The organism is Nocardioides sp. BP30, assembly GCF_029873215.1.
Lineage (GTDB): Bacteria > Actinomycetota > Actinomycetes > Propionibacteriales > Nocardioidaceae > Nocardioides.
In genome coordinates, this window is the sequence record NZ_CP123620.1 from 1,946,465 (window position 1) to 1,968,338 (window position 21,874).

General features: G+C 70.6%; 22 protein-coding genes. 15 read left to right on the top strand and 7 right to left on the bottom strand.

All coding sequences use genetic code 11. From position 1 onward, the window contains the following. Positions 1-6: 6 nt before the first annotated feature. Positions 7-819 (bottom strand): FadR/GntR family transcriptional regulator, encoded by an 813-nt coding sequence (locus P5P86_RS09205; RefSeq protein ID WP_280611022.1) that lies wholly within the window; start codon positions 817-819, stop codon positions 7-9. Between the two features lie 136 nt (positions 820-955). On the opposite strand from P5P86_RS09205, the gene P5P86_RS09210 reads away from it, so the two are divergent. Genes P5P86_RS09210 through P5P86_RS09220 form a run of 3 tightly spaced genes read left to right on the top strand, consistent with a single transcriptional unit; the run spans position 956 to position 3,647 of the window. Further along, complete coding sequence (locus P5P86_RS09210; protein ID WP_280611023.1) at positions 956-1,456, top strand: DoxX family protein; 501 nt, start codon at positions 956-958, stop codon at positions 1,454-1,456. Beyond that, positions 1,453-2,469: a DUF2889 domain-containing protein gene (locus tag P5P86_RS09215; protein ID WP_280611024.1), complete on the top strand. Its 1,017-nt coding sequence runs from the start codon at positions 1,453-1,455 to the stop codon at positions 2,467-2,469. The genes P5P86_RS09210 and P5P86_RS09215 overlap by 4 nt, the downstream gene beginning before the upstream one ends. Positions 2,470-2,477: 8 nt before the next feature. Then, positions 2,478-3,647, top strand: coding sequence for a thiolase family protein (locus P5P86_RS09220; protein ID WP_280611025.1), 1,170 nt, complete (start codon positions 2,478-2,480; stop codon positions 3,645-3,647). Positions 3,648-3,653: 6 nt separating this feature from the next. Here the strand turns inward: P5P86_RS09220 and P5P86_RS09225 are convergent, their stop codons facing one another. Next, positions 3,654-4,346 (bottom strand): TetR family transcriptional regulator, encoded by a 693-nt coding sequence (locus P5P86_RS09225; protein ID WP_280611026.1) that lies wholly within the window; start codon positions 4,344-4,346, stop codon positions 3,654-3,656. A 137-nt stretch (positions 4,347-4,483) separates the two neighbouring features. On the opposite strand from P5P86_RS09225, the gene P5P86_RS09230 reads away from it, so the two are divergent. The 8 genes from P5P86_RS09230 to P5P86_RS09265 are packed head-to-tail and all read left to right on the top strand — an operon-like array spanning position 4,484 to position 11,125. Beyond that, a complete protein-coding gene (locus P5P86_RS09230; RefSeq protein WP_280611027.1) occupies positions 4,484-5,620 on the top strand; it encodes an amidohydrolase family protein in 1,137 nt (378 codons plus the stop codon). Beyond that, positions 5,617-6,828, top strand: a complete 1,212-nt coding sequence (locus P5P86_RS09235) for a thiolase C-terminal domain-containing protein (RefSeq protein WP_280611028.1) — start codon at positions 5,617-5,619, stop codon at positions 6,826-6,828. Before P5P86_RS09230 ends, P5P86_RS09235 begins: the two co-directional genes overlap by 4 nt. Continuing rightward, positions 6,828-7,250 carry a Zn-ribbon domain-containing OB-fold protein gene (locus P5P86_RS09240; protein ID WP_280611030.1) on the top strand — a complete coding sequence of 141 codons (423 nt, stop codon included), beginning with the start codon at positions 6,828-6,830 and terminating at the stop codon, positions 7,248-7,250. Before P5P86_RS09235 ends, P5P86_RS09240 begins: the two co-directional genes overlap by 1 nt. 15 nt (positions 7,251-7,265) lie before the next feature. Continuing rightward, the gene (locus tag P5P86_RS09245) at positions 7,266-7,484 is read left to right on the top strand and encodes a hypothetical protein (protein ID WP_280611031.1); all 219 of its coding nucleotides are present in this window, start codon (positions 7,266-7,268) and stop codon (positions 7,482-7,484) included. Then, positions 7,481-8,107, top strand: coding sequence for a PaaI family thioesterase (locus tag P5P86_RS09250; protein ID WP_280611032.1), 627 nt, complete (start codon positions 7,481-7,483; stop codon positions 8,105-8,107). Before P5P86_RS09245 ends, P5P86_RS09250 begins: the two co-directional genes overlap by 4 nt. A 32-nt stretch (positions 8,108-8,139) precedes the next feature. After that, positions 8,140-9,192 (top strand): LLM class F420-dependent oxidoreductase, encoded by a 1,053-nt coding sequence (locus P5P86_RS09255; RefSeq protein WP_280611033.1) that lies wholly within the window; start codon positions 8,140-8,142, stop codon positions 9,190-9,192. Next, positions 9,189-9,896 (top strand): NADPH-dependent F420 reductase, encoded by a 708-nt coding sequence (npdG, locus tag P5P86_RS09260; protein ID WP_280611034.1) that lies wholly within the window; start codon positions 9,189-9,191, stop codon positions 9,894-9,896. Before P5P86_RS09255 ends, npdG begins: the two co-directional genes overlap by 4 nt. Next, positions 9,896-11,125, top strand: a complete 1,230-nt coding sequence (locus tag P5P86_RS09265; protein ID WP_280611035.1) for an acyl-CoA dehydrogenase family protein — start codon at positions 9,896-9,898, stop codon at positions 11,123-11,125. Before npdG ends, P5P86_RS09265 begins: the two co-directional genes overlap by 1 nt. Here the strand turns inward: P5P86_RS09265 and P5P86_RS09270 are convergent. Beyond that, complete coding sequence (locus P5P86_RS09270) at positions 11,115-12,707, bottom strand: class I adenylate-forming enzyme family protein (RefSeq protein ID WP_280611036.1); 1,593 nt, start codon at positions 12,705-12,707, stop codon at positions 11,115-11,117. The two genes, P5P86_RS09265 and P5P86_RS09270, sit on opposite strands and share 11 nt — an antisense overlap. A gap of 57 nt (positions 12,708-12,764) precedes the next feature. Between P5P86_RS09270 and P5P86_RS09275 the strand changes: the two genes are divergently transcribed. Both P5P86_RS09275 and P5P86_RS09280 read left to right on the top strand, forming a co-directional pair. Further along, positions 12,765-13,811 carry a phosphotransferase family protein gene (locus P5P86_RS09275; RefSeq protein WP_280611038.1) on the top strand — a complete coding sequence of 349 codons (1,047 nt, stop codon included), beginning with the start codon at positions 12,765-12,767 and terminating at the stop codon, positions 13,809-13,811. 77 nt (positions 13,812-13,888) lie between these two features. Next, positions 13,889-15,043 (top strand): acyl-CoA dehydrogenase family protein, encoded by a 1,155-nt coding sequence (locus P5P86_RS09280; protein WP_280611039.1) that lies wholly within the window; start codon positions 13,889-13,891, stop codon positions 15,041-15,043. A 23-nt stretch (positions 15,044-15,066) separates the two neighbouring features. On the opposite strand, the gene P5P86_RS09285 is transcribed toward P5P86_RS09280, so the two are convergent. From P5P86_RS09285 to P5P86_RS09295, 3 genes are read right to left on the bottom strand one after another with little or no spacing between them, the layout of a single operon-like run. Then, positions 15,067-15,936, bottom strand: coding sequence for an acyl-CoA thioesterase (locus P5P86_RS09285; protein WP_280611040.1), 870 nt, complete (start codon positions 15,934-15,936; stop codon positions 15,067-15,069). Between the two features lie 29 nt (positions 15,937-15,965). Continuing rightward, positions 15,966-16,715, bottom strand: coding sequence for an SDR family NAD(P)-dependent oxidoreductase (locus P5P86_RS09290; RefSeq protein ID WP_280611041.1), 750 nt, complete (start codon positions 16,713-16,715; stop codon positions 15,966-15,968). After that, on the bottom strand, positions 16,712-18,001 hold the full coding sequence (locus P5P86_RS09295; RefSeq protein WP_280611042.1) for an acyl-CoA dehydrogenase family protein: 1,290 nt from the start codon (positions 17,999-18,001) through the stop codon (positions 16,712-16,714). Before P5P86_RS09295 ends, P5P86_RS09290 begins: the two co-directional genes overlap by 4 nt. A 76-nt stretch (positions 18,002-18,077) precedes the next feature. Between P5P86_RS09295 and P5P86_RS09300 the strand changes: the two genes are divergently transcribed. After that, positions 18,078-19,085: a phosphotransferase family protein gene (locus P5P86_RS09300; RefSeq protein WP_280611043.1), complete on the top strand. Its 1,008-nt coding sequence runs from the start codon at positions 18,078-18,080 to the stop codon at positions 19,083-19,085. Here the strand turns inward: P5P86_RS09300 and P5P86_RS09305 are convergent. Next, positions 19,051-19,686, bottom strand: coding sequence for a TetR/AcrR family transcriptional regulator (locus tag P5P86_RS09305; protein ID WP_280611044.1), 636 nt, complete (start codon positions 19,684-19,686; stop codon positions 19,051-19,053). The genes P5P86_RS09300 and P5P86_RS09305 overlap by 35 nt on opposite strands. 104 nt (positions 19,687-19,790) lie before the next feature. On the opposite strand from P5P86_RS09305, the gene P5P86_RS09310 reads away from it, so the two are divergent. Continuing rightward, positions 19,791-21,872, top strand: coding sequence for an acyl-CoA dehydrogenase family protein (locus P5P86_RS09310; protein WP_280611045.1), 2,082 nt, complete (start codon positions 19,791-19,793; stop codon positions 21,870-21,872). Positions 21,873-21,874: the final 2 nt, after the last annotated feature.

Consider the following 21,874-nt stretch of genomic DNA (forward strand, 5'->3'; position numbering starts at 1 on the left):
CGGGGCTCAGCCGAACAGGTCGACGACAGGCGTGTTCTTGGCGTCGTGCAGGAAGACGTACTGGGCCGCGACCTCCATGTGCTTGCGCCAGTGCTTCTCCGCGGCCTCGGAGTCCTTCGCGTCGACATAGCGGATGAGTCGTTCGTAGGAGCGGACCGTCGTCTGATAGCGGTCGGAGACGTCCTCGTCCTCGCCCAGCCCCTTGGCCAGGGACTGCTGGAGGTGGACGTCGACGATGTCGGCCAGCACCGCGCCCTGCACCGCGAGGGTCTTGTTGCCGCAGCGCTGCATGATCAGCTCGTGGAAGCGGTAGGTCGAGCGCGACCACGTCGCGAGGTCGGTGATCGCCTCGAAGCCCGCCTTGAGCATCTCGCGCAGGTGGGCCACCACGGTGCGGAGATCCTGCAGGTCCTCCTCGGTCCTGCGGGAGGCGAGCATCGCGGCGCACACGGGCTCGGTGACCATACGCGCCTCGTAGACGTCCTGGATCGTCGTGCCCTGCAGCTGCAGGAGCAGGCCGACGTGACGCGCCGCGACGTGGGGGTCGGGCTCCAGCACCTGGGCACCACCGCGCGAGCCGCGCCGGACGCCGATGAGCGACTCGGCCTCGAGGATCCGGAAGGCTTCGCGCAACGTGGGACGCGAGACGCCGAACTGCTCCATGAGGTGTACCTCGGGGGGCAGGGTCTCCCCGGGGGTCAGCTCGCCCTTCACGATCTGGCGACGAAGGTGCGACGCGATCAGCTCGGCCGTCTTCGGTGCGCGCATGACGGTGCCCACCTGCTGCACGCCGCTCGGGACTCCCACCAGTTCGCTCATATCACTGATCCTATTCCGTCGAACGGCTCCTCGAGCCGCACGACGCCGGTTGCGCCGTGGTGGCGAGGCCCTTGTCGTTGTTGTACGACATTAACAGTAATATGATTCAACCGATCCGATGCAAGGGAGCATGCTCATGGAGATGGATCTCGGCCTCGCGGTCATCCGCGTCGCGCTCGGTCCGATGCTGGTGCTCCACGGGTGGAACAAGGTCTTCGGCGGCGGGGGCCTGCGCGGGACCGCCGCCTGGTTCGAGAGCCTCGGTCTCCGGCCGGGTCGGCTCCACGCCCGGCTGGCCGCCTCCACCGAGATCGGCGCCGGCACCCTGCTGACGCTCGGACTGCTGACCGGGCTCGACGCCCTCGCCTACGTGGGACTGATGGTGGTGGCGGCTCTGACCGACCACCGGGGCAAGGGCTACTTCGTCTTCAAGGGCGGGGCCGAGTACGTCGTCCTCGTCGCGCTGGTGGCGATCGGACTCGCGGCGACCGGCCCGGGCGCATGGTCCCTCGACCACGCGCTCGCACTCGATCTCGCCGGCACCGGGTGGGCCGTCGCGGCCGCGGTCGGCGGCGTGCTGGCTGCCGGCGCGCTCCTAGCGGCCTTCCGGCGTCCCCAGGAGGTGCCGGCCCCGTGAGCATCGACGTACCTGAGGAGCTCGCTCCGCTCGGGCCGGTGGACGCCACGCCGCCACGCCGGCCGGGATCGCTGCGGCGCACGACGACGATCGACATGACCTGGGCCGACGGCCTCGGCACGACGCTCACCCTGTCGGGTCGCGGACGTGATCTGCAGACCGACCTCGGGGGAGACGCCGAGGTGCTCGCCGAGCAGAGGGTGGAGGTGCTCGTCAGCCCGGAGCGGCGCGTCGAGTCCCTGGTGATCACCGACGTCGGCAGCGGCGCGGTGGAGGAGGTGCCGCAGCTCGTCGGCGTCAGTGCGATGGGCGGATTCCGCACGGCGCTGGGGGAGGTGGCGCCGGGCGTCGTCGAAGCCCACGCGCCGTCCTCGCTGCTCGTGGACGACACGCCTGGCGCCACCCTGATCAGCGGCTTCGCCTTCAGCAGGTGGAAGGAGCTGCCCCTGCTCCTCGAGGCCGCGCGGGCGAAGGGACAGGTGCGCCGGATGGAGGGCATCTGCACCGGTTTCATGCCGGGGTCGAGCGGGCTCGCCCCCGATGGCACCTCCCGGTGGAACCACCGGACGCGGGCGGTCAGGCAGCTCGCCGAGGACGCGGACCCGCTGGCCTGGCACGAGGTCCCCGAGATCACGGAGACGGCGATGCGACGGATGCGGCGGATCGACGTCTGGCTCGAGGGCGACGTCATCCGGATCGACGCCATGTTCCAGGACTCCTCGACCACCCCGGACGGCGGCCGCGAGGCCGTGCACGAGTACACCCTGGAGGCCGAGGCCAGTGTGAGGACCCTCGAGCTGACCCGCGTCGAGCCGGTCGCGCGCGTCCTCCCGTACGCCGAGTGCCCGCTCGCCGTCCGCCAGGTCGACCAACTGCTCGGTGTCCACCTCCGTGACCTGCGCGCCGTCGTTCTCGACCGGCTCAAGGGAACCGCCGGCTGCACCCATCTGAACGACGCCCTCCGCGCCCTCGCGGATGTGCCGCACCTTGTCGAGCTTCTCCAACAGAACTGAGTGATCCCATGAGCGACGCCCTCATCGTCAGCGCTGTGCGCACCCCGATCGCCACGTCCTTCAAGGGCACCCTGCGCGACACCCCGGCCGAGGAGCTGGCCACGCTCGTGGTCGGCGAGGCACTGGCCCGCTCCGGGGTGGACCCCGGGCTCGTCGACGACGTCATCCTGGCCGAGAGCCAGTACGGCGGCGGCGACCTCGCCCGCTATGCAGCGGTCGCCGCCGGGCTGACGGGTGTCCCGGGCCAAGCGGTGAACCGCCACTGCGCCGGGTCCTTGACGGCGGTCGGGAACGCCGCTGCCGGAATCATCGCCGGCATGGAGCGGGCGGTCATCGCGGGCGGAGCCCACTCCTTCTCGATGGCACCCCAGCAGAGCTGGCGGGTGCCCGGGCGCGAGGAGCCTCGGGTCGGCATGGCGCCGACCTTCCCCTACGACGATCGGGCGACGGACGACGTCACGATCTCGGTGGGCTGGAACACCTGCCTGGAGGTCGGACTCAGCCGGGACGACCTCGACCGCTGGGCGCTGCGATCGCATGAGCGGGCGATCGCAGCGATCGACGCCGGCGTCTTCGACGAGGAGATCGTTCCGGTCAAGATCACCCAGGCCGACGGCGCCGTCGAGGAGTTCGCCGTGGACGAGCACCCGCGGCGCGGCTCCACCCTGGAGAAGCTCGGCTCCCTCAAGCCGCTCCATCCGGAGATCGAGGGGTTCTCGATCACCGCGGGCAACGCGTCGGGCATGAACGACGCCGCGGCCGCGCTCATGCTGGTGTCCTCGGAGCTGGCGGACGACCAGGGCCTGACCCCGATCGCTAGGGTCAGGGCGTGGGGCGCGATCGGCGTCGCCCCGTATCGCACCGGCATGGCCGGGGTCGAGGCGATCCCGCTGGTGCTGCGCCGTGCCGGGCTCACGGTGTCCGACGTGGATCTGTGGGAGATCAACGAGGCCTTCGCCCCCGTGCCGATCGCGGCGTGCCGCATCCTCGGCATCGCCGAGGAGCGAGTGAACGTCTTCGGCTCCGGCTGCAGTCTCGGGCACCCGATCGCTGCGTCGGGCGCACGGATGCTCACCACGCTGGCGCACGAGCTGCGGCGTCGCGGTGGCGGCGTCGCGGTGGCCTCGATGTGCGCGGCCGGCGGTCAGGGCGGGGCGGTCGTCATCGAGGCTGTCTGATCGGGCTCAGCTCTCGAGGAGGGCCGCCGTCTCCGGCGACACCTTGGCGACCAGGAGCGCCGCCCAGCCGTCGACATAGCTCGACACCCGGGCCGGCCCGAGCCCGGTGCCGTTGCGGGCGTGATCGCCGAGGACGTGCAGCATGGAGGTGAAGAACTGATGGTTGCGGGCGCGCCGCGCCCGCTCCGGGAGCCCGCCGAGGAGGACGCCCACGAGCTGCTCGGTCTCCTCGGAGTACCTGCGATCGTCGATGTCGGGCGGCCAGTACTCCGAGCGGGCGAGCGGGTCCTCGGAGAGCCTCGCGAGGAAGGGCACGTACATCTCGCCGCGCCTGATGCTGGAGACCAGCGGACCGACGACGAGGCCGACGAGCTCGCGCGCGGTGGCGATGCCGTCGGGTCGCTCGGCTACCCCCCGCTCGAGCTGCTGGGCACCGCGATGCAGCTCGGCATCCAGGACGGCCTGTCGATGCGCGACGAGGGCTCGCACCAGCCCGGCCTTGGAGCCGAAGTGGTAGGTGATCACCGAGGAGTTCGACTGTCCGGCCGCGATCTGGATCTCGCGCAAGGTCACCGCGTCGATGCCGCGGATCGCGAACAGGCGCTCGGCCGCCTCGAGCAGCAGGACGCGCGTCGCCTCGCCGCTGGCGTGCCGACGTCGCGGCGACGTCGTGGCGTCCACGGGCTCGGGCTCGGGCACGGTGGTCCTCCAGACCAAAAGATAATGATTTGTTCTTAGAAAGTATGGACACGCTCGGGTCGCGGTGGCAACATGTGGAGCGTACTAGTTAATGCCCTGGCATTAACTTCACCTTCCGATCGTTGTGGAGCAGACCCATGGCCAAGATGTGGACCAACTCCGGAGACTCGCACTTCCTCGAGCCCGAAGACGTCTGGACCGCTCGCCTCCCGAAGGCGCTCGCGGACCTGACCCCCAAGTCCGAGAAGGATCCCGACGGTGAGTGGGAGACCGTCTCCGTCGACGGCCAGACGTTCCGGCGCAAGCTCCCGACCTCGGCCGTGGTGAAGTTCGTCGAGGAGAGCCACAAGCCGCAGGGCGTGCGCGATCCCGTCGCCCGCCTCAAGGACCTCGACAAGGAGGGCGTGTGGGGCGAGGTCATCTTCCCCAGCCTGGGCATGTGGGCCTCGACGTTCCGGACGCCCGAGCTGCTCAAGGCGTGCATGCGTGCGAGCAACGAGTACGCGCTCGAGGAGCTCGTGCCGGTCTCGGACCGCTACGTCGTCACCGGGCAGGTCTCCACGCTGCGCGTCGAGGATGCGGTCTCCGAGATCGAGTGGCTCGCCGAGAACAACTTCAAGACGGTCTTCCTGCCCACGACCCCGCACCCCAGCGCGCCGGACTGGCACCGTGACGACTGGGAGCCGTTCTGGGACATCTGCGACCGGGCCGGCATCGTCCCGGCCTTCCACATCGGGACCGACCCGGTCGACATGACCGCCGGCGGCGCCGGCGTGGTGTACCGCGGCCCGGGTGGCGCTGTCATGAACTACACCGAGACCACCTTCTCCGGTCAGCGTGCCGCGATGAAGCTGGTGGCGTCGGGAGCGCTCGACCGCCACCCCGACCTGAAGATCCTCATCTCCGAGGGCGGTGCGACCTGGATCCCGTTCCTCGGCGACCGTCTCCTCGAGGGCTACCGCCAGCACCACATGGCCGTGCGCCCGAAGCTGTCGCGCGACCCGAAGGAGATCCTCATGACGCAGGTCTACGCCTCCTTCCAGCACGACGAGACAGCTGTCGCCGCCAACGAGGCGATGGGCTACAAGAACGTGATGTTCGGCTCGGACTACCCCCACATGGAGGGCACCTTCGGCCACACCCAGAAGACGCTCGAGGGCCTGTTCGCCGACGCGCGCCCGGAGACCACGCAGCGGATCACGCAGGGTGCGTTCTATGAGCTGTTCCCGCACGTGCCGCCGGTGCCGGAGAGCACTGACTGCATCCAGGCATGAGCACCAACGGGCTACGAGACGTAGCGATCGTCGGGATCGGTGCGACCGATTACTACAAGCGGGGCGAGTCCTGGCCGCGGACGACGACGGAGCTGGCCTGTGAAGCCATCCTGAACGCGTGCGCGGACGCGGGCATCTCGGTCAAGGACATCGACGGCTTCGCCTACTACTCCGGCGCGGGAGCCGGATACGGCGAGAAGATGGACACCGCTGACTTCATGGAGACCCTCGGCATCGACGAGGTCACCTTCACGGCGTCCCTCACGTCGGGCGGCGGAGGTGCGGCCGGCTCGATCGGCCTCGCTCGCGCCGCGATCGTCGCAGGGGATGCCACCGTCGTCGTCACGGTGATGGCGCTCCAGCAGGCCAAGCAGCGACTCGGAACCGTCTTCGCCGCCGTCGCGCCGGATCCGACCAACTCCTTCCTCCAGCCGAGCGGGCTGGCCGGTCCGGGCCATCTGATGTCGGTCCTGGCGCGCCGTCACATGCACCTGTACGGCACCACCCGCGACGCCTTCTGCGAGATCGCGCTCACCGAGCGGGAGAACGCCCAGACACGCCCCAAGGCACGGTTCCGCGGGACGCCGCTGACCCGCGAGGACTACTTCAACGCGCGGATGATCGCCGAGCCGCTGTGCCTCTACGACTTCTGTCAGGAGACCGACGGGGCGGTCGCCGTGATCACCACGAGCGCCGATCGGGCCCGCGACCTGAAGCAGAAGCCGGTTCCTGTCGTCGCCGTGGCTCACGGCGGCAGCCGGAAGTGGGGCCGTGCCTTCGCCTGGATGGGGATGCCCGACGAGTACTTCGCCTCGGCCGGCAACAAGCCGATCGCCGACCGGATCTACAAGCAGTCCGGCCTGACCCCCGACGACATCGACGTGGCCCTGCTCTACGATCACTTCACGCCGATGGTGTTGATGCAGCTCGAGGACTACGGCTTCTGCGGGCGCGGCGAGGGCAACGACTTCGTGCTCGACGGGAGCATCCGGTACAGCCCGAGCCCCCGTCCGGGGCAGATCCCGGTCAACACCCATGGCGGCCAGCTCTCCGAGGCGTACATCATCGGCATGACGCACATCATGGAGGGCGTGGAGCAGATGCGCGGGACTGCGATCAACCAGGTCCAGGGCGCCCAGCATGCCCTCGTCACCGGTGGCCCCGCCAGCCTGCCGGTGTCCGGGCTGATCCTCGGAAGGGACGACTGATGGTCCTCGCCACAGCACTGCCGAGCGAGCATGTGCACATCACCCCCAATCCCATCACCGAGCCCTTCTGGGCGGCGGCCAAGGAGCGGCGTCTGGTAGCCCCGCAGTGCTCCGCGTGCGGTCAGTTCCGGCTTCCGCCGACGCCGTACTGTCCCGAGTGCTCCTCGAACGAGGTGACGTGGACGGAGCTCTCCGGCCGGGCGGAGGTCTACTCGTTCGCCGTCGTGCACGGGTTCCCCGGCATGCCCGACGTGACGCTGGTCCCGGTGGTCGTCGACCTGCCGGACGCACCGGGCGCACGGCTGGTCAGCAACATCATCGATATCGATCCGACAGAGGTCACGATCGGCATGCAGCTGAGCGTCGACTTCCATCCCATCGCGGACGGCTGGTTGCTTCCGGTCTTCCGCAGGGCCGACTGAGAGGAGAGGGACGACATGAGCGAACTCGACGAGGACAACAGCCTCCACGAGCTCCCGCTGGAGTTCCTGCAGAACATCGCGAACAGCGGTGGCTGGTGCGATGGCCAGGCGATCATCCCCGACGGGGACGACTACAAGTGCTGGTGCTCGTGCGGGAACTGGGCGATCCGGGCCGGGTCCACCGAGGAGGGCCTGCGCGCTGCGCGCGTCCACACCGGAAGCATCCCCGCTTGAGCGGCGAGGTCGCCGACTGGCCGGACCGCCCCTGGGCCCGACGCTGGCCCGGGGGCGGTCCGGAGTACGGCGCGGCGTACGGCCGCATGATCGACCAGATGCGGGGGTTCCTCGACCACCTGGCGGCTGCCCAGCCCGACGAGGAGACCCTCGCGCAACTGGGTGCGGAGCTCGCCTACTGGTCCGACCGGCTCAAGCCGCTGGAGGTGCCCGAGGGCGAGCGCGTGTTCGGCCGGCGCGTCGAGCTGCCGGGGCGCGGCCAGACGATGGTGCCCCAGTTCATGGTGACCGGCGAGGACGATCAGGAGGTCGCCGGCACGGTCTCCTTCGGCGACTACTTCCTGGGCGGCAACATGGCTGTCCACGGGGGCGCCATCCCGCTGCTCTTCGACGAGGTGCTCGGCCGGCTCGCCCAGTCCGGCGGCCGGGCGCCCTGTCGCACCGCGTACCTCAAGACCGACTTCCGGTCGATCACCCCGATCGGGCCGGTCCTACGGGTCCGGGCCTGGTTCGAGCGCGAGGAGGGCCGCAAGCGGTTCCTGCGCGCCACGCTGCACCACGGCGAGGTGCTGTGCGCCGAGGCGGACGCGCTGTTCGTCGAACTCAAGCCAGGGCAACCATAGACTAAATCAGTTAACTCATTTAGTCTATCGGCATGAAGATTGGCATGCCGCTGAACTACGCCGGTGGGTTCGCCGAAACCGTCGAGGAGTTGCGCGAGTTCGAGGACGTGGGCCTCGACGTGGTCCTGCTGCCCGAGGCGTACTCGTTCGACTCCGTCAGCCAGATCGGCTTCATCGCCGCCCGTACCGAGCGGGTCCAGATCGCGACCAGCATCCTCAACATCTACTCCCGGACGCCCACGCTGCTGGCCATGACGGCGGCCGGGATCGACTACATCTCCGGCGGGCGCTTCGTCCTGGGGATCGGGGCCTCCGGGCCGCAGGTGGTGGAGGGCTTCCACGGCATCAAGTACGACGCCCCGCTGGGTCGTACCCGAGAGGTCGTCGAGATCTGCCGCTCGGTGTGGCGCCGGGAGCCGGTCGAGCACGACGGCCGGTACTACCACCTGCCCCTGACCCCGGAGTACGGCGGGGGCGGTCTGGGGAAGCCGCTCAAGCTGATCAACCATCCGGTTCGCTCGCGCATCCCCATCGTGCTCGCGGCCCTCGGCCCCAAGAACGTGCAGCAGGCAGCCGAGCTCTGCGAGGGCTGGGAGCCGATCTTCTATCTGCCCGAGCGCGCTGAGTCGGCATTCGGCGAGGCGTTGGCGGCCGGGCGCGCGAAGCGGTCCGCCGATCTCCCGCCGCTGGAGATCTGCGCCGACACCAAGGTGCTGATCACCGAGGACGCCGACGAGCTCGCCGCCGGCGTCCAGGCCGTGCGGCAGCACCTCGCGCTCTACATCGGGGGGATGGGCGCCAGGGGCAAGAACTTCTACACCGAGCTCGCCGGCCGCTACGGCTACGGCGAGGCCGCCGAGACCATCCAGGACCTGTTCCTGTCGGGTCGCAAGGCCGAGGCCGCGGCGGCGGTGCCGGACGGACTCGTGCACGGCGTGACGCTCCTCGGCTCGCCGGGGCACGTCGCCGAGCGCGCGGCGGCCTTCGTCGCCGCGGGTGTCACCACCCTCAACGCCACACCCATCGCCACCACCCACGAGCGTCGGGTCAAGGACATCGCCCGGCTGAAGGAGTACGTCGCATGAACATGACCATCCACGACGACCCGGTAGCGGTCACCGTCCCGGCATCCCTCGCGGGCAAGCGCGTGGCGGTGCTCGGCGGCACGGGCCCGCAGGGACGGGGGCTGGCTCGGCGCTTCGCGCTCGCGGGCCTGGAGGTGGTGATCGGGAGCAGGGACGGCGAGCGCGCGGTGGCGATGGCCGAGGAGCTCACCGCCGAGATCGGCGGGCCGGTCGGCGGTGGCGAGAACGCAGCCGTCGCTGCGGGTGCCGACATCGTCCTCCTGGTGGTGCCGTGGGACGGTCATGCGCGACTGGTCAAGGAGCTCGCGCACGTCCTGGCGGGGAAGGTGGTCGTCGACTGCGTCAACCCGCTGTCGTTCGGCAAGCACGGGTGCTCGCCGATCCTCGTGGAGGAGGGTTCGGCGGTCGAGCAGGCTCAGATGCTCCTTCCCGACTCCGTCGTGGTCGGCGCGTTCAACACCATCAGCGCCGTTCTGCTCAACGACCCGGAGCAGGGTCGGATCGACACCGACGTGCTGGTGGTGGGGGACGTGCGTGAGGCGACCGACCTCGTCCAGGACCTCGCCGCGACGATCCCGGGTGTCCGCGGCATCTTCGCGGGCCGGCAGTTCAACGCCCACCAGGTCGAGGCGTTCACCGCCAACCTGATCAGCATGAACCGTCGCTACAAGGCGCACGCCGGCATTCGGGTCACGGACATCTGATGACGACGATGTATCCGCAGTTCCCGGCGCCGTCGGCGAAGGCGGAGCGCCTGTACGCCGAGATGATCGACTTCATGCAGGGCGAGGTCCTGCCCGCCGAGGCGACGTACGAGGCCTATCGCGAGGCGGTCGGCCCCGAGGACCACACCCTGCCGCCGGTGGTCGAGGAGCTGAAGGAGAAGGCGCGGGCCCGAGGCCTGTGGAACCTGTTCCTGCCTGCGGTCTCGGGCCTGACGCAGCTGGAGTACGCCGCGATCGCGGAGCTGTCGGGTTGGTCGCCCGACCTCGCTCCGGAGGCGATCAACTGCCAGGCCCCCGACACCGGCAACATGGAGCTCCTCCACCTCGTCGGGACGGAGGAGCAGAAGCAGCGGTGGCTGCAGCCGCTGCTCGAGGGCCGGATCCGATCCGCGTTCGCGATGACCGAGCCCGCGGTCGCCTCCTCCGACGCCACCAACATCGAGACCCGGATCGAGCGCGACGGCGACACCTACGTGATCAACGGACGCAAGTGGTGGATCACCGGCGCGGCGGATCCGCGGTGCGAGGTGCTGATCGTGATGGGCAAGACCGACCCGACGGCCCCCACCCACCGCCAGCAGTCGATGGTCATCGTCCCGACCGCCACGCCCGGCGTCGTGATCGAGAGGTCCTATCCCGTCTTCGGGCGCCAGGACCAGCACGGACACTGCGCCATCTCCTTCACCGACGTGCGCGTGCCGATCGCGAACATCCTCGGCGAGGAGGGCGGCGGCTTCGCCGCCGCGCAGATGAGACTCGGCCCCGGACGCATCCATCACGTCATGCGCGCTCTCGGCGCGGGTGAGCGGGCGCTGTCCCTGATGGTCGAGCGCGTGCAGCAGCGGGTGGCGTTCGGCAAGCCGCTCGCCGAGCAGGGCGCCATCCAGGAGCGGATCGCCGAGAGCCGCATCGAGCTCGAGCAGGCGAGGGCGCTGTGTCATCGTGCGGCGTACGCGGTCGACTCCGCGGGCAACAAGGCTGCCCGCCAGCTCATCTCCGCGGCCAAGGTCGCGGTGCCTCGAGCCGTCCTCAACGTCATCGACCGGGCGATCCAGGTCCACGGCGGGGCGGGCATCTCGGACGCGACCCCGCTCGCAGCCCTCTACGGCTGGCACCGCGCGATGCGGATCTTCGACGGTCCCGACGAGGTGCACCTCGCGACACTGGCACGCCACGAGCTCGGTAAGGAGCCGTTGTTCAAGGTCTGAGGAGAGCCGCGCGGACCTCCGCGCGGAGCTCCGCCTTGCGGACCTTGCCGATCGGTGTGCGGGGGAGGGCGTCGCGGACCTCGACGTACTCGGGGGTCTTCTGACGGGCGAGGCCGGCCTGGGCGAAATGGGCCTGGATCGTCTCGAGCGTCGGAGCATGGCCGGGTGCGGCGACGACGATGGCGCCCACCTTCTCGCCGTAGTACGGATCGGGTACGGCGACGGCCGCGGCGTCGATCACGCCGGGACAGCCGAGCAGCACGTCCTCCACCTCGCGGGACGAGATCGTCTCGCCGGCGCGGATGATCACGTCCTTGGCCCGATCGGTGATCGTGAGATAGCCCTCGCTGTCGAGGTGGCCGATGTCGCCGGTCCGCAGCCAGCGGCCGTCCTGGTCCTCGAGGAACGTCTCCGCGTCCAGGCTCGGATCCCGGTAACCGAGGAAGAGCTCGGGGCCGCGGGTGAGAACCTCGCCGTCGACGCCCCGCGGCACGTCGCGCATCCGCTCGTCGACGATCCGGACCTGGGTGCCCGGCGTCGGCAGACCGTCGGTGAACTGGCGCTTCTCGAGCGGGTCGCGCGCCGTGCCGGAGGAGATGGTCGGCTGCTCGGTCGAGCCGTAGCAGCGGAAGGCCCGGATCCCGAGCCGGTCGGCGCGGGCGACCAGCTCGGAGGGAACCGTCGCCGCCCCCACCAGGTACTCGTCGAGACTGCCGAGCGGCGCGCCGGCCTCCAGGGCGTCGAGCAGCGTCGCGAGGTGGAGGGGCGTGCCCGAGGTCATCGTGACAGCTTGCGAGGCGATGAGGTCGATCGCCACGTCCGGCTTCCAGCCGTCCATCACGACCGTCGGGGTGCCGAGCAGGAGGGGGCGCAGGATCGAGACCAGGCCCGCGACGTGGCCGAAGGGGAACGAGATCAGGGCGACGGCATCCTCGCCCTGCCCCAGGATCGCCGGCTGACTCCGGATCTCCGCGAGCAGGCCCGCATGGCTGTGCTGGACGCCCTTGGGCGCTGACGTCGTGCCCGAGGTGTAGCTGAGGACGGCGACCGCGCCCTCGTCCGGCTCGACGGGCTCCAGGACGGCGCCGCTGACGGGATCGCCCATGGCATCGGACCACGCGACCGTGTCGGGGACGGCGCCGCCGATCATCACGACCGTCTCGACCGTCTCGACCTGGCGACGCAGCGACGGCACCCGCGCGGCGTAGTCGGTGCTGCCCCACCGGTCGACCATCACGATGGCCCGAGCACCGCTCTCGGCCAGGACGAACTCCACCTCGCGCGGGCCGTAGATGTGCACGATCGGGAGGAGCGTCGCACCGGTCAACAGGACCGCCTCGTAGGCGACGATCGCCTCCCGGCAGTTGGGCAGCTGGACGGCTACGACGTCACCGGGGCCGATGCCGCCGGCCTGGAGCCGACCCGCGACCCTGCGGGCCTCGTCGTACAGCTCGCCGACGGTCGCGGTGATACCTCGGCCGGGGGAGTGCACGTGGACGGTGCCGTCGGCGAAGCGGAGCGCGGCAGCGGTCAGCGCCGCGGGGAGGGTGTGGCCGGGTGCGGAGAGTTCTGAGCAGGTCATCGCCGCCTACCGTAGCTCATGATATGAATAAATGAGTTAACTACTTCTGGAGGCGTTGTGGCACCGGACCAGTCGGTCGTCGACCTTGCGGCGGTGCGCCGCTGGATGGACGCGCGCGGCCTCGGGGAGGGCCCGCTCGAGCAGATCGCGGCGATGACCGGCGGCACGCAGAACATCATGCTGCGCTTCCGCCGGGCGGACCGTCCCTACGTCCTCCGGCGCGGACCGGAGCACCTGCGCAAGCACAGCAACGCCTCGATCATGCGCGAGTGCCGCGTCCTGGCGGGGCTGGGCGGTACGCCGGTCCCGCACCCGTCCTTCATCGCGGCGTGCGAGGACCCCTCGGTCCTCGCCGGCGCCGTGTTCTATCTGATGGAGCCGGTCGAGGGCTTCAACGCCGGCGTCGAGCTGCCCTCACCGCACGCGGACGAGCCGAGCCTGCGGCACCGGATGGGCCTGGAGATGGCACGCTCGCTGGCCGCACTCGCCGAGGTCGACCACGAGGCGGTCGGCCTGGCCGGCTTCGGCAAGCCCGACGGCTTCCTCGAGCGTCAGGTCGGTCGGTGGCTCGGCGAGCTGGCGACGTACGACGACCTCGAGGGATATCCCGGGCCGGAGATCGGCGACGTCCAGGGGCTGGCGCGCTGGCTCGACGAACGTCGTCCCGCGCGCTTCGCTCCCGGCATCCTGCACGGCGACTACCACGCGTCCAACGTCATGTTCGCCCGCACGGGCCCCGAGGTCGCCGCCATCGTCGACTGGGAGATGTCCACGATCGGCGATCCGCTCCTCGACCTGGGCTGGCTGCTCGCGACCTGGGACCTGCCCGGCGGGAGCGCCGACTTCGGCGGCAGGCTCATGGAGGCCGGCGGCGTCGCGACGCAGTCGGAGCTGGTCGAGGCGTACGCCGCGGCCGGCGGAGCGCGCCGCGATCTCGACCGGATGGACTGGTACGTCGTCCTGGCCTGTCTCAAGCTGGGGATCATCCTCGAGGGCACTCATGCGCGCGCCTGCGCGGGGCTGGCGCCCGTCGAGGTCGGAGATCGACTCCACGACGCGGCCGTCCGTCTCCTCGAGCGCGCCCAGTCCGTCATCGACGGCTGACCGTTTCCCGACCCGGCGGCGCCGGTCGCCCGTGCCGCCCTGAAGTTCCCGATGACGAGAGAAGAGGAAACCGACCGATGATCGATTTCGAGGTGCCGACGGAGCTCGCCGAGCTGCGCGACCGCGTCCGCTCCTTCGTGGAGGAGAAGATCGTCCCCTATGAGAGCGACGCGCGCGTCACCGCGCACGGGCCGACCGAGGAACTGCGCACCGAGCTGGTGGGCCTCGCGCGGGAGGCCGGACTGCTGACGATCCAGGCGCCCAGCGAGCTGGGCGGTCTGGGCCCCAGTCACGTCGAGCAGGCGATCATCTTCGAGGCGGCGGGCTGGTCGACGCTCGGACCGGTCGCGATGAACTGCGCGGCGCCGGACGAGGGGAACATGTTCCTGCTGTCCAAGATCGCCTCTCCTGCGCAGATCGAGACCCACCTCAAGCCGATGGTCGCGGGTGAGCGTCGCTCGGCGTTCGCGATGACGGAGCCCGACGGTGCGGGATCGGACCCCCGGCAGCTGAGCACCACCGCCGTGCGCGACGGCGACGAGTTCGTGATCAACGGCGCCAAGTGGCTCATCACCGGCGCCACCGGCGCGCGGACCTGGATCATCATGGCCGACCTCGAGGGGGTCGGACCCACGCTGTTCCTGTGCGAGGACGGCGTAGCCGGCCTCGTGATCGAGCGGACGATGGACACCATGGACCGCAACTACGTCGAGGGCCACGGCGTGGTGCGCCTCACCGACCTGCGTCTGCCGGCCGACTCCGTGCTGGGCGAGCCGGGTCGTGCCCTCGCGCACGCCCAGCTCCGGCTCGCGCCGGCGCGCCTCACCCACTGCATGCGCTGGCTCGGGGCGGCGTCGCGTGCGCAGGCGCTGGCGGTCGACTATGCGAAGCGGCGTACGGCCTTCGGGAAGCCGATCGGCCAGCACCAGGGCGTCGGCTTCATGCTCGCCGACAACGAGATCGCGCTCCAGCAGTGCCGCCTGATGATCTGGTGGGCCTGCTCGCTGCTCGACCAGGGTCGGCAGGGTCGGCACGAGTCCTCGATGGTGAAGGCGATGGTCTCCGAGGAGCTCTTCAAGGTCGCCGACCGTTGCGTGCAGGTCTTCGGCGGGATCGGCATCTCCGACGAGACGCCCGTCGGCGCGATCTTCCGGGACATCCGGGCCTTCCGGCTCTACGACGGCCCGACGGAGGTCCACAAGTACGCCATCGCCCGCCAGCTGCTCGCCTGACCCAGGCGGCTGGTCCGGCCGCCTCAGCGCAGCCGGACCAGCCCCTCCTGCATGGTGGTGGCGCACAGCGTGCCGGCTGCGTCGTAGATCTCGCCGTGGGCCAGTCCGCGCGCCCCGCCGGCCCACCGGCTCTCCTGCTCGTAGAGGAACCACTCGTCGACGCGCAGCGGTGCGTGGAACCAGACGGAATGGTTGATCGTGGCGTTCTGCAGGTTCGGATCCTGGATGGTGACCCCGTGCGGGTTGAGCACCGTGGCCAGCAGGAACAGGTCGCTGAGGTAGGTCATCGCGGCGGCCTCCTCGGCGCGTCCGGACGGCACCGGGCTGTGCGACCGCAGCCAGGCGCGCTGCCGTGGCTCGGTCGCCTCGCCGCGGGCGCCGAGCACGCGTCCCGGGGGCTCGGGGAAGCGGATGTCGACCCCGGCGGCGCTGCTCAGCCGGCGCAGCCACCCGAGGTTGTCGTCGTCGCCGACGAAGAGCTCCTCGGCGGGCACCAGGCCCTCCGGCTCCGGCACCGTGGGACGTGGAGGCTGGTGGGACAGGCCCGGCTCGTCGGCCTGGAAGGAGGCCAGCATCGTGAAGATGACGCGCTCGTTCTGGCGGGCGTCGACCCTGCGGACGCTGAACGAGCCGCCGTCACGCACCTCCTCCACGAGGAACTCCGTGGCGACGGTCGTGTCGCCGGGCAGGAGGAAGTAGGTGTGGGCCGCGTGGATGTGCCGGTCCGCCGCGACGGTCCTGCTCGCCGCGAGCACCGCCTGGCCCGCCACCTCGCCGCCGTAGGTCCGCGTCCGTGCGCCGGGGTGGGCCCTGCCGCGGAAGTGTCCCGCGCCCAGCTCCTCCAGGGCGATCGTGTCGAGGATCGAGCCGGTCTCGGTGGTCTCCGCTGTCATGCGAATCAGTCTAATGAGTTACCCGATTATCAGTACAGACCGCCGTCCACCCGGATCAGCGCCCCGGTCGTGTACGACGAGGCCGGGCTGGCGAGGTAGAGGGCGGTCGTCACGATCTCGGACGGGTCGCCGGGCCGCCCCGCGGCGCTGCGGCTGTGCTGCCGGGCCTCCTCGGGCCAGGCGTCGGCGATGTCGGTCAGGAACGGTCCTGCGGAGATCGTGTTCACCCGGACCGAGGGTCCGTACTCCCGTCCGAACACCCCGGCGAGGGTGTTCAGCGCCGCCTTCGAGCCGGCGTACGGCCCGAAGAGCGGCGCCGGGAACAGCGCGCCCGAGGACGACACGTTGATGATGGAGCCTCCGTGGCCCGCCGCCATCCGAGCGCCGACCTGCGCGCCCAGCCGGAACGGGCCCTTGAAGTTCACGGCGACGACCTTGTCGAAGAGCTCCTCGCTGGTCTCGCTCGAGGACGGCGCCACCGGGGACATCCCGGCATTGTTCACCAGCACGTCGACGCGGCCGAAGCGCTGGTAGGCCGCCTCGACGAGCGCGTCGATCTCCGACCAGCGCCCGACATGGCACGCCACCGCGAGGGCTCGGCGGCCGCGGGCCTGGATCTGCTCCGCCACCTGCTCGCAGGCGGCGAGCTTGCGACTCGTCACGACGACGTCCGCGCCGTGATCGGCGAAGGCCAGGGCGATCTCGCGACCGAGGCCCCGGCTCCCGCCCGTCACGAGTGCGACCTTGCCGGTGAGGTCGAAGAGGTCGGTCGTGGTCACTCCTGCTCCTTCGCGCGGCGAGCGAGGGCGGCGGCTCGGCGGCTGGGGGAGTGCTCGGAGGGGAACAGTCCCTCGTGGGGGCTGTAGCCACGCAGCAGCTGCTTGGCGATCGTGCCCTGGTGCACCTCCGTCGGGCCGTCGGCCAGGGCGATCTGCGGGACCGCGGCCCACCAGTGGGCGAGCGGGGTCTCCAGCGTCGTCCCCAGCGAGCCGTGCAGATGGATCGCCCGCTCCACGATGTCGTGCATCACCCGGGCCATCTCGACCTTGCACATGGCGATGTCGAGGCGCGCGGCGCCATGCGGGAGGTTGTCGATCTTCCAGGCCGTCTGCAGCACCAGCAGGCGGAACTGCTCCAGCTGGATCCAGGAGTCGGCGATCATGCTCTGGACCGCCTGCTTGTCTGCGAGCCGCTCGCCCTGCGTGCGACGCGAGAGCGCTCGTTCGGCCATCATGTCGAAGGCCCGGCGACACACGCCGACCGTTCGCATCGCGTGATGGACCCGGCCCCCGCCGAGGCGTGACTGGGCGACCTTGAATCCCTCGCCGGGGCCGCCGAGCATCGCGTCCAGAGGCACCCGCACGTGCTGGTAGCGGATGTAGGCGTGGATGCCCTCGTCCAGGTCGTCCCGCTCGCCGAAGGTCGCTACGTTGCGCAGGATCTCGATGCCAGGTGTCTCGGCGGGCACCACGAACATCGACATCCGCTGGTAGGCCGGGGCGTCCGGGTCGGTGACGGCCATGACGATGAGGAACGACGCGAAGCGCGCGTTGGAGGAGAACCACTTCTCGCCGTCGATCACCCACTCGTCCCCGTCCCGCCAGGCGCGACAGGTGAACTCCTTGGGGTCGGCTCCCGCCTGCGGCTCGGTCATCGAGAAGCAGGAGACGATCTCGCCGTCGAGGAGGGGCTGGAGATAGCGCTCCTTCTGCTCCGCTGTCCCGTACATGGCGAGGATCTCGGCGTTCCCGGTGTCGGGGGCGGCCGTGCCGAACACGGTGGGGGCCCAGTAGGACCGACCCAGGATCTCGTTCATCAGCGCCAGGCGCAGCTGGCCGTAGCCCGGACCGCCGAGCTCGGGCCCCAGATGGCAGGCCCAGAGGCCGCGGGCCTTGACCTGCTCCTGCAACGGTCGCAGGAGCGAGCGCGCCTCCTCGTTGCCGACGTCGTACGGATCACCTCCGTGCGGATAGAGCACGTCGAGCGTCTCGCACTCGGTCCGCACGAACTCGGCGACCCAGTCGAGCTGCTCCTGGAAGTCTGGATCGGTGCTGAAGTCCCACATGTCCTGCTCCTGTCATTGCGTTCTCGTAATCTAGAATGGCATTCTGATCATGACAAGAGGCGGATATGGAGGCGGCATGAGGATCGAGCATGGTGAGTCGGAGGCGATGCTGGCCGAGCGGGTGGCGCGCAGTGTGGCGCGCTGGCACCCCGAGGAGCGTCTCCTCGAGGTGTCGCCCCTGACCGGCGGGGCATCGAGCCTGACCTACCGGGTGCGCCTGGCGGACAGCGCTCCGGTGGTGCTCAAGGTCGCCCCGGCCGGGCTGCCGCCGGTCCGCAACCGGGACGTGCTCCGCCAGGCGCGACTTCTCGAGGCGCTCGAGGGGACGGCGGTCAAGGTCCCGCGCGCCCTCTTCGCCGATGCCGGCGAGCCGCCCGCCGTCCCGCCCTACTTCGCGATGGACTGGGTCGAGGGCGAATGCGTCGAGCCGGTCCTGGTCGCCGCGGACGAGCGGCCGCCGGCTGCCGACGTACGACGGCGCGCGCTGTCGGCCGCCGCGGAGCTCGCCGTCCTCCATGCCGTCGACCCGCAGACGATCGGACTGTCCGACGAGCCGGTCGTGACCCTGGAGGAGGAGATCGATCGCTGGGCCAGGGCGTTCGAGACGGTTCCGGCCGACCTCCAGGGCAGGAACCTCGCAGCAGCCGCAGCGCTGCGTGCGTCGGTCCCCGCGGCGATGGCTCCGGCGATCACGCACGGGGACTACCGACTCGGCAACACCCTGTGCTCCGAGGGAGTGGTGACGGCGATCATCGACTGGGAGATCTGGTCACTGGGCGATCCGCGCCTCGATGTCACCTGGCTGACGTACTTCACCGACGAGGCGGCCCATCCGGCGGCGTCCCCGGACGGTCCGGTGGGGACTCCGTCGCGCAGCGACCTGATCGCGGCGTACAGCGCGGCCGCGGGCCATGCGCTCGCGGACATGGACTGGTTCGACACGTTGGCGACGTACAAGGAGGCTGCGGCGACGGCACTGCTCCTCAAGCGGGCCCGGAGCGGTGGCGCGCTGCCGGCGCCGATGGCGCGGATGGCGGGCGCCATCACCCTCATGGTCGAGGACGTGATCCGTCGGCTCGGGTGACCGCGGCGATGAGGAAGGCGGTCAGGTGGTCGACGTCCTGCGGTGTGGGGGAGTGCTCGGACCAGACGAAGCTCTCCATCGCGGCGACCAGGGTCCCCGTGGCGGCGATGGCATCGCGCTCCGGGTCGGGGGAGCCCAGGTCGCGCACGACCGGAAGGAGGAGAGCGGCCATGGTGTGGGCGAAGTCGTTGCGGCTGCGGTGGCTCTCCTCCGAGCCGCGGCGACCCAGGATGTTGCGCGTGCTCGTGCGCAGCTGCGGGCCATCGGCCTGCTTGAGCATGCCGGCGACGATGGCGCGCATCCTCTCCTCAGGCGTGGTGGCCTCGCCCATCCGGCGCTCGACGTAGGCGGCGACCCGCAGTCCGCCGTCCTCGGCGACGGCGGCGACGAACTCGTCCTTGCTGCCGAAGTATCGATAGAAGGCCTCGATCGAGACGCCCGCCTCGCGCACGATGTCCGCGACCCGGGTGGGGCCGTCTCCGGCCAGCAGGTGGCGCCCGGCCTCGACGAGGCGGCTGACGTCGGCGCTCGCGGCCTCCTCGCGACGCTTGATGCCGCGCCGGACGGCGTCCCTGGTGCGGGCGGCAGCGGGCGTGCTCATGGCGGGATCCTAGTCGAGACTCCGCGTGGTCAGAATCTCGTTCTGTGCGGTGGCGTCGCAAACAGTTAACTGATACAACTGTTGTTATGAGTGTTGCTGATGCTATGGACGTCGACCAGGTTCGCGACTTCGAGGCCAGCATCGCCGCAGTCCTGCGGGACGTGTGCGGGCAGGATGCTCCAGCGGGCGGCTCGGCGGCCGTCGAGCCGCGGCTGTGGGCCGCGGCGGTCGAGGGCGGCTGGTTCGATCTGGGGGCCGGCGACGAGCTCGCCGGCCTGCTGGCCGCCATGGGCCAGCTCGGACGGTACGCCGCGGACCTGCCGCTCGCCGACGGCTACGTCGCCGCGCGACTCGACGAGAAGTGGGCCTCGCGGATCGGCGCCGGTGACCTGCGCGTCGCTGTCGGTCAGACCTCGACCGACGACACCGTGCCCTACGTCGAGTGCGCGGGCACGCTCACCCACGTCCTAGTCCTTCCCGAGGATGCCGGCCCGGCCCGACTGCGACCGGTCCTGGCCCGGGTCGAGACCGAGGGCCTGGCGCGGCCCTCCTGGAGCACCGTCACGCTCGGACCGGACGAGGAGGTCGTGGAGCTCTCCGCCGAGCAGACGGAGGAGGCCAAGGTGGTGCTGCGGCTCGCACTCGCCGCGCGCGCCGCCGCAGCCGCCGAGCTCACCCATGAGCTGGCCGTCGAGCACGCGAAGACGCGGATCCAGTTCGGCAAGCCCATCGGCTCCTTCGGCGCCGTCCAGCAGCGCACGGCCAGCGTCGCCATCGACGTCGCCGGAGCGCGTGAGCTGCTCCAGCGGGCCGTGCTGGCCCATCAGCATCGTGCTGCCGATCGTCTGCTGTCGGCTGAGCTCGCTACGGCGTACATCCTCCAGGCCGCGCGGCGGATCCAGCTCGGTTCGCACCACACGCTGGCAGCGATCGGCTACTTCGAGGAGCACCTCGGGCCCTGGCTGTTCCGCCGCGTCCACGCCGACCTCTTCCGGATCCCGCTCTTCGCCCCGGCGGCGGGGACGGTCGGCGACCGACTCGTGGAGGGTGAGGGCGGTCTGCCCGAGTTCGCCCTCGACGCGACGGCCGAGGCCTTCCGCAGCGAGGTCCGCACCGTCATCGACGGGCTGCGCGGGCCGGGCGGCCGCGACGACTTCGACGCGGACGCGGCTGTCGCGGCGTTCGTGGACAAGGGTTGGTACGGCTTCGGCTGGCCCGAGGAGTACGGCGGCAGGCGGGCCTCGCTCTCCGAGCAGGTCGTCCTGCACGACGAGATGGCCTACTCCCGGGTGCCGGCGAAGTGGCAGCTCTCCTCGGTGATGCTGATCGGTGCCGCCATCATGCGCTTCGGCACCGAGGAGCAGAAGGCCCACTACCTGCCGATGATCCGGCGCGGCGAGTTGCGCCACTGCCTCGGCTACAGCGAGCCCGACGTCGGCTCCGACCTCGCCTCGCTGAAGACCAAGGCCGTCCGCGAGGGCGACGAGTGGGTCATCAACGGCCAGAAGGTCTGGACGACGCGCGCCCAGATGGCCGACTACGTCTGGCTGGCCACCCGGACCGACCCCGACGCCCAGCCGCGCCACGCCGGGATCACGATGTTCCTCGTCCCGCTGGACACGCCGGGGATCACGATCCACCCGATGACCTCGCTCGGCAGCGAGATCTCCTGCACCGTCTTCTACGACGACGTCCGCGTGCCCGACTCCTGCCGCGTCGGCGAGGTCAACGGCGGCTGGGGTGTCATCACCACGGCCCTGGCCGGCGAGCGCGTCGTGATGGGCGGGATCGCCTCGCAGCTGCAACGTCAGCTCGACGACCTCCTCGACCATGTGCGAGGCACCGACCTCCTCGGACCGCGCGGCTCGGCCGCCCGCGCGACCCTCACCTCGCTCGTCGCGCGGCTCCAGGCCCTGCGCGCGCTCGTCGCCACCGCCATCAGCGCCCAGAGCGACGCGGCCAAGCTCGCCGCCCCGATGGCCGGCGTCCTCGGCGGCGAGCTGGCCGAGGACTGGGGCGAGGCGATGCCCGACCTGCTGGGACCGATCGCCGCCCTGGCCGGCGACGTCCCCGGTGGGGGCGACTTCGAGACCGGCCTGCGGATGAGCGTCATGTACGTCGTCGGCGGAGGCACCAACGACATCCAGCGGGGCATGATCGCCCGCGCCCTCGGACTGCCGCGCTGACG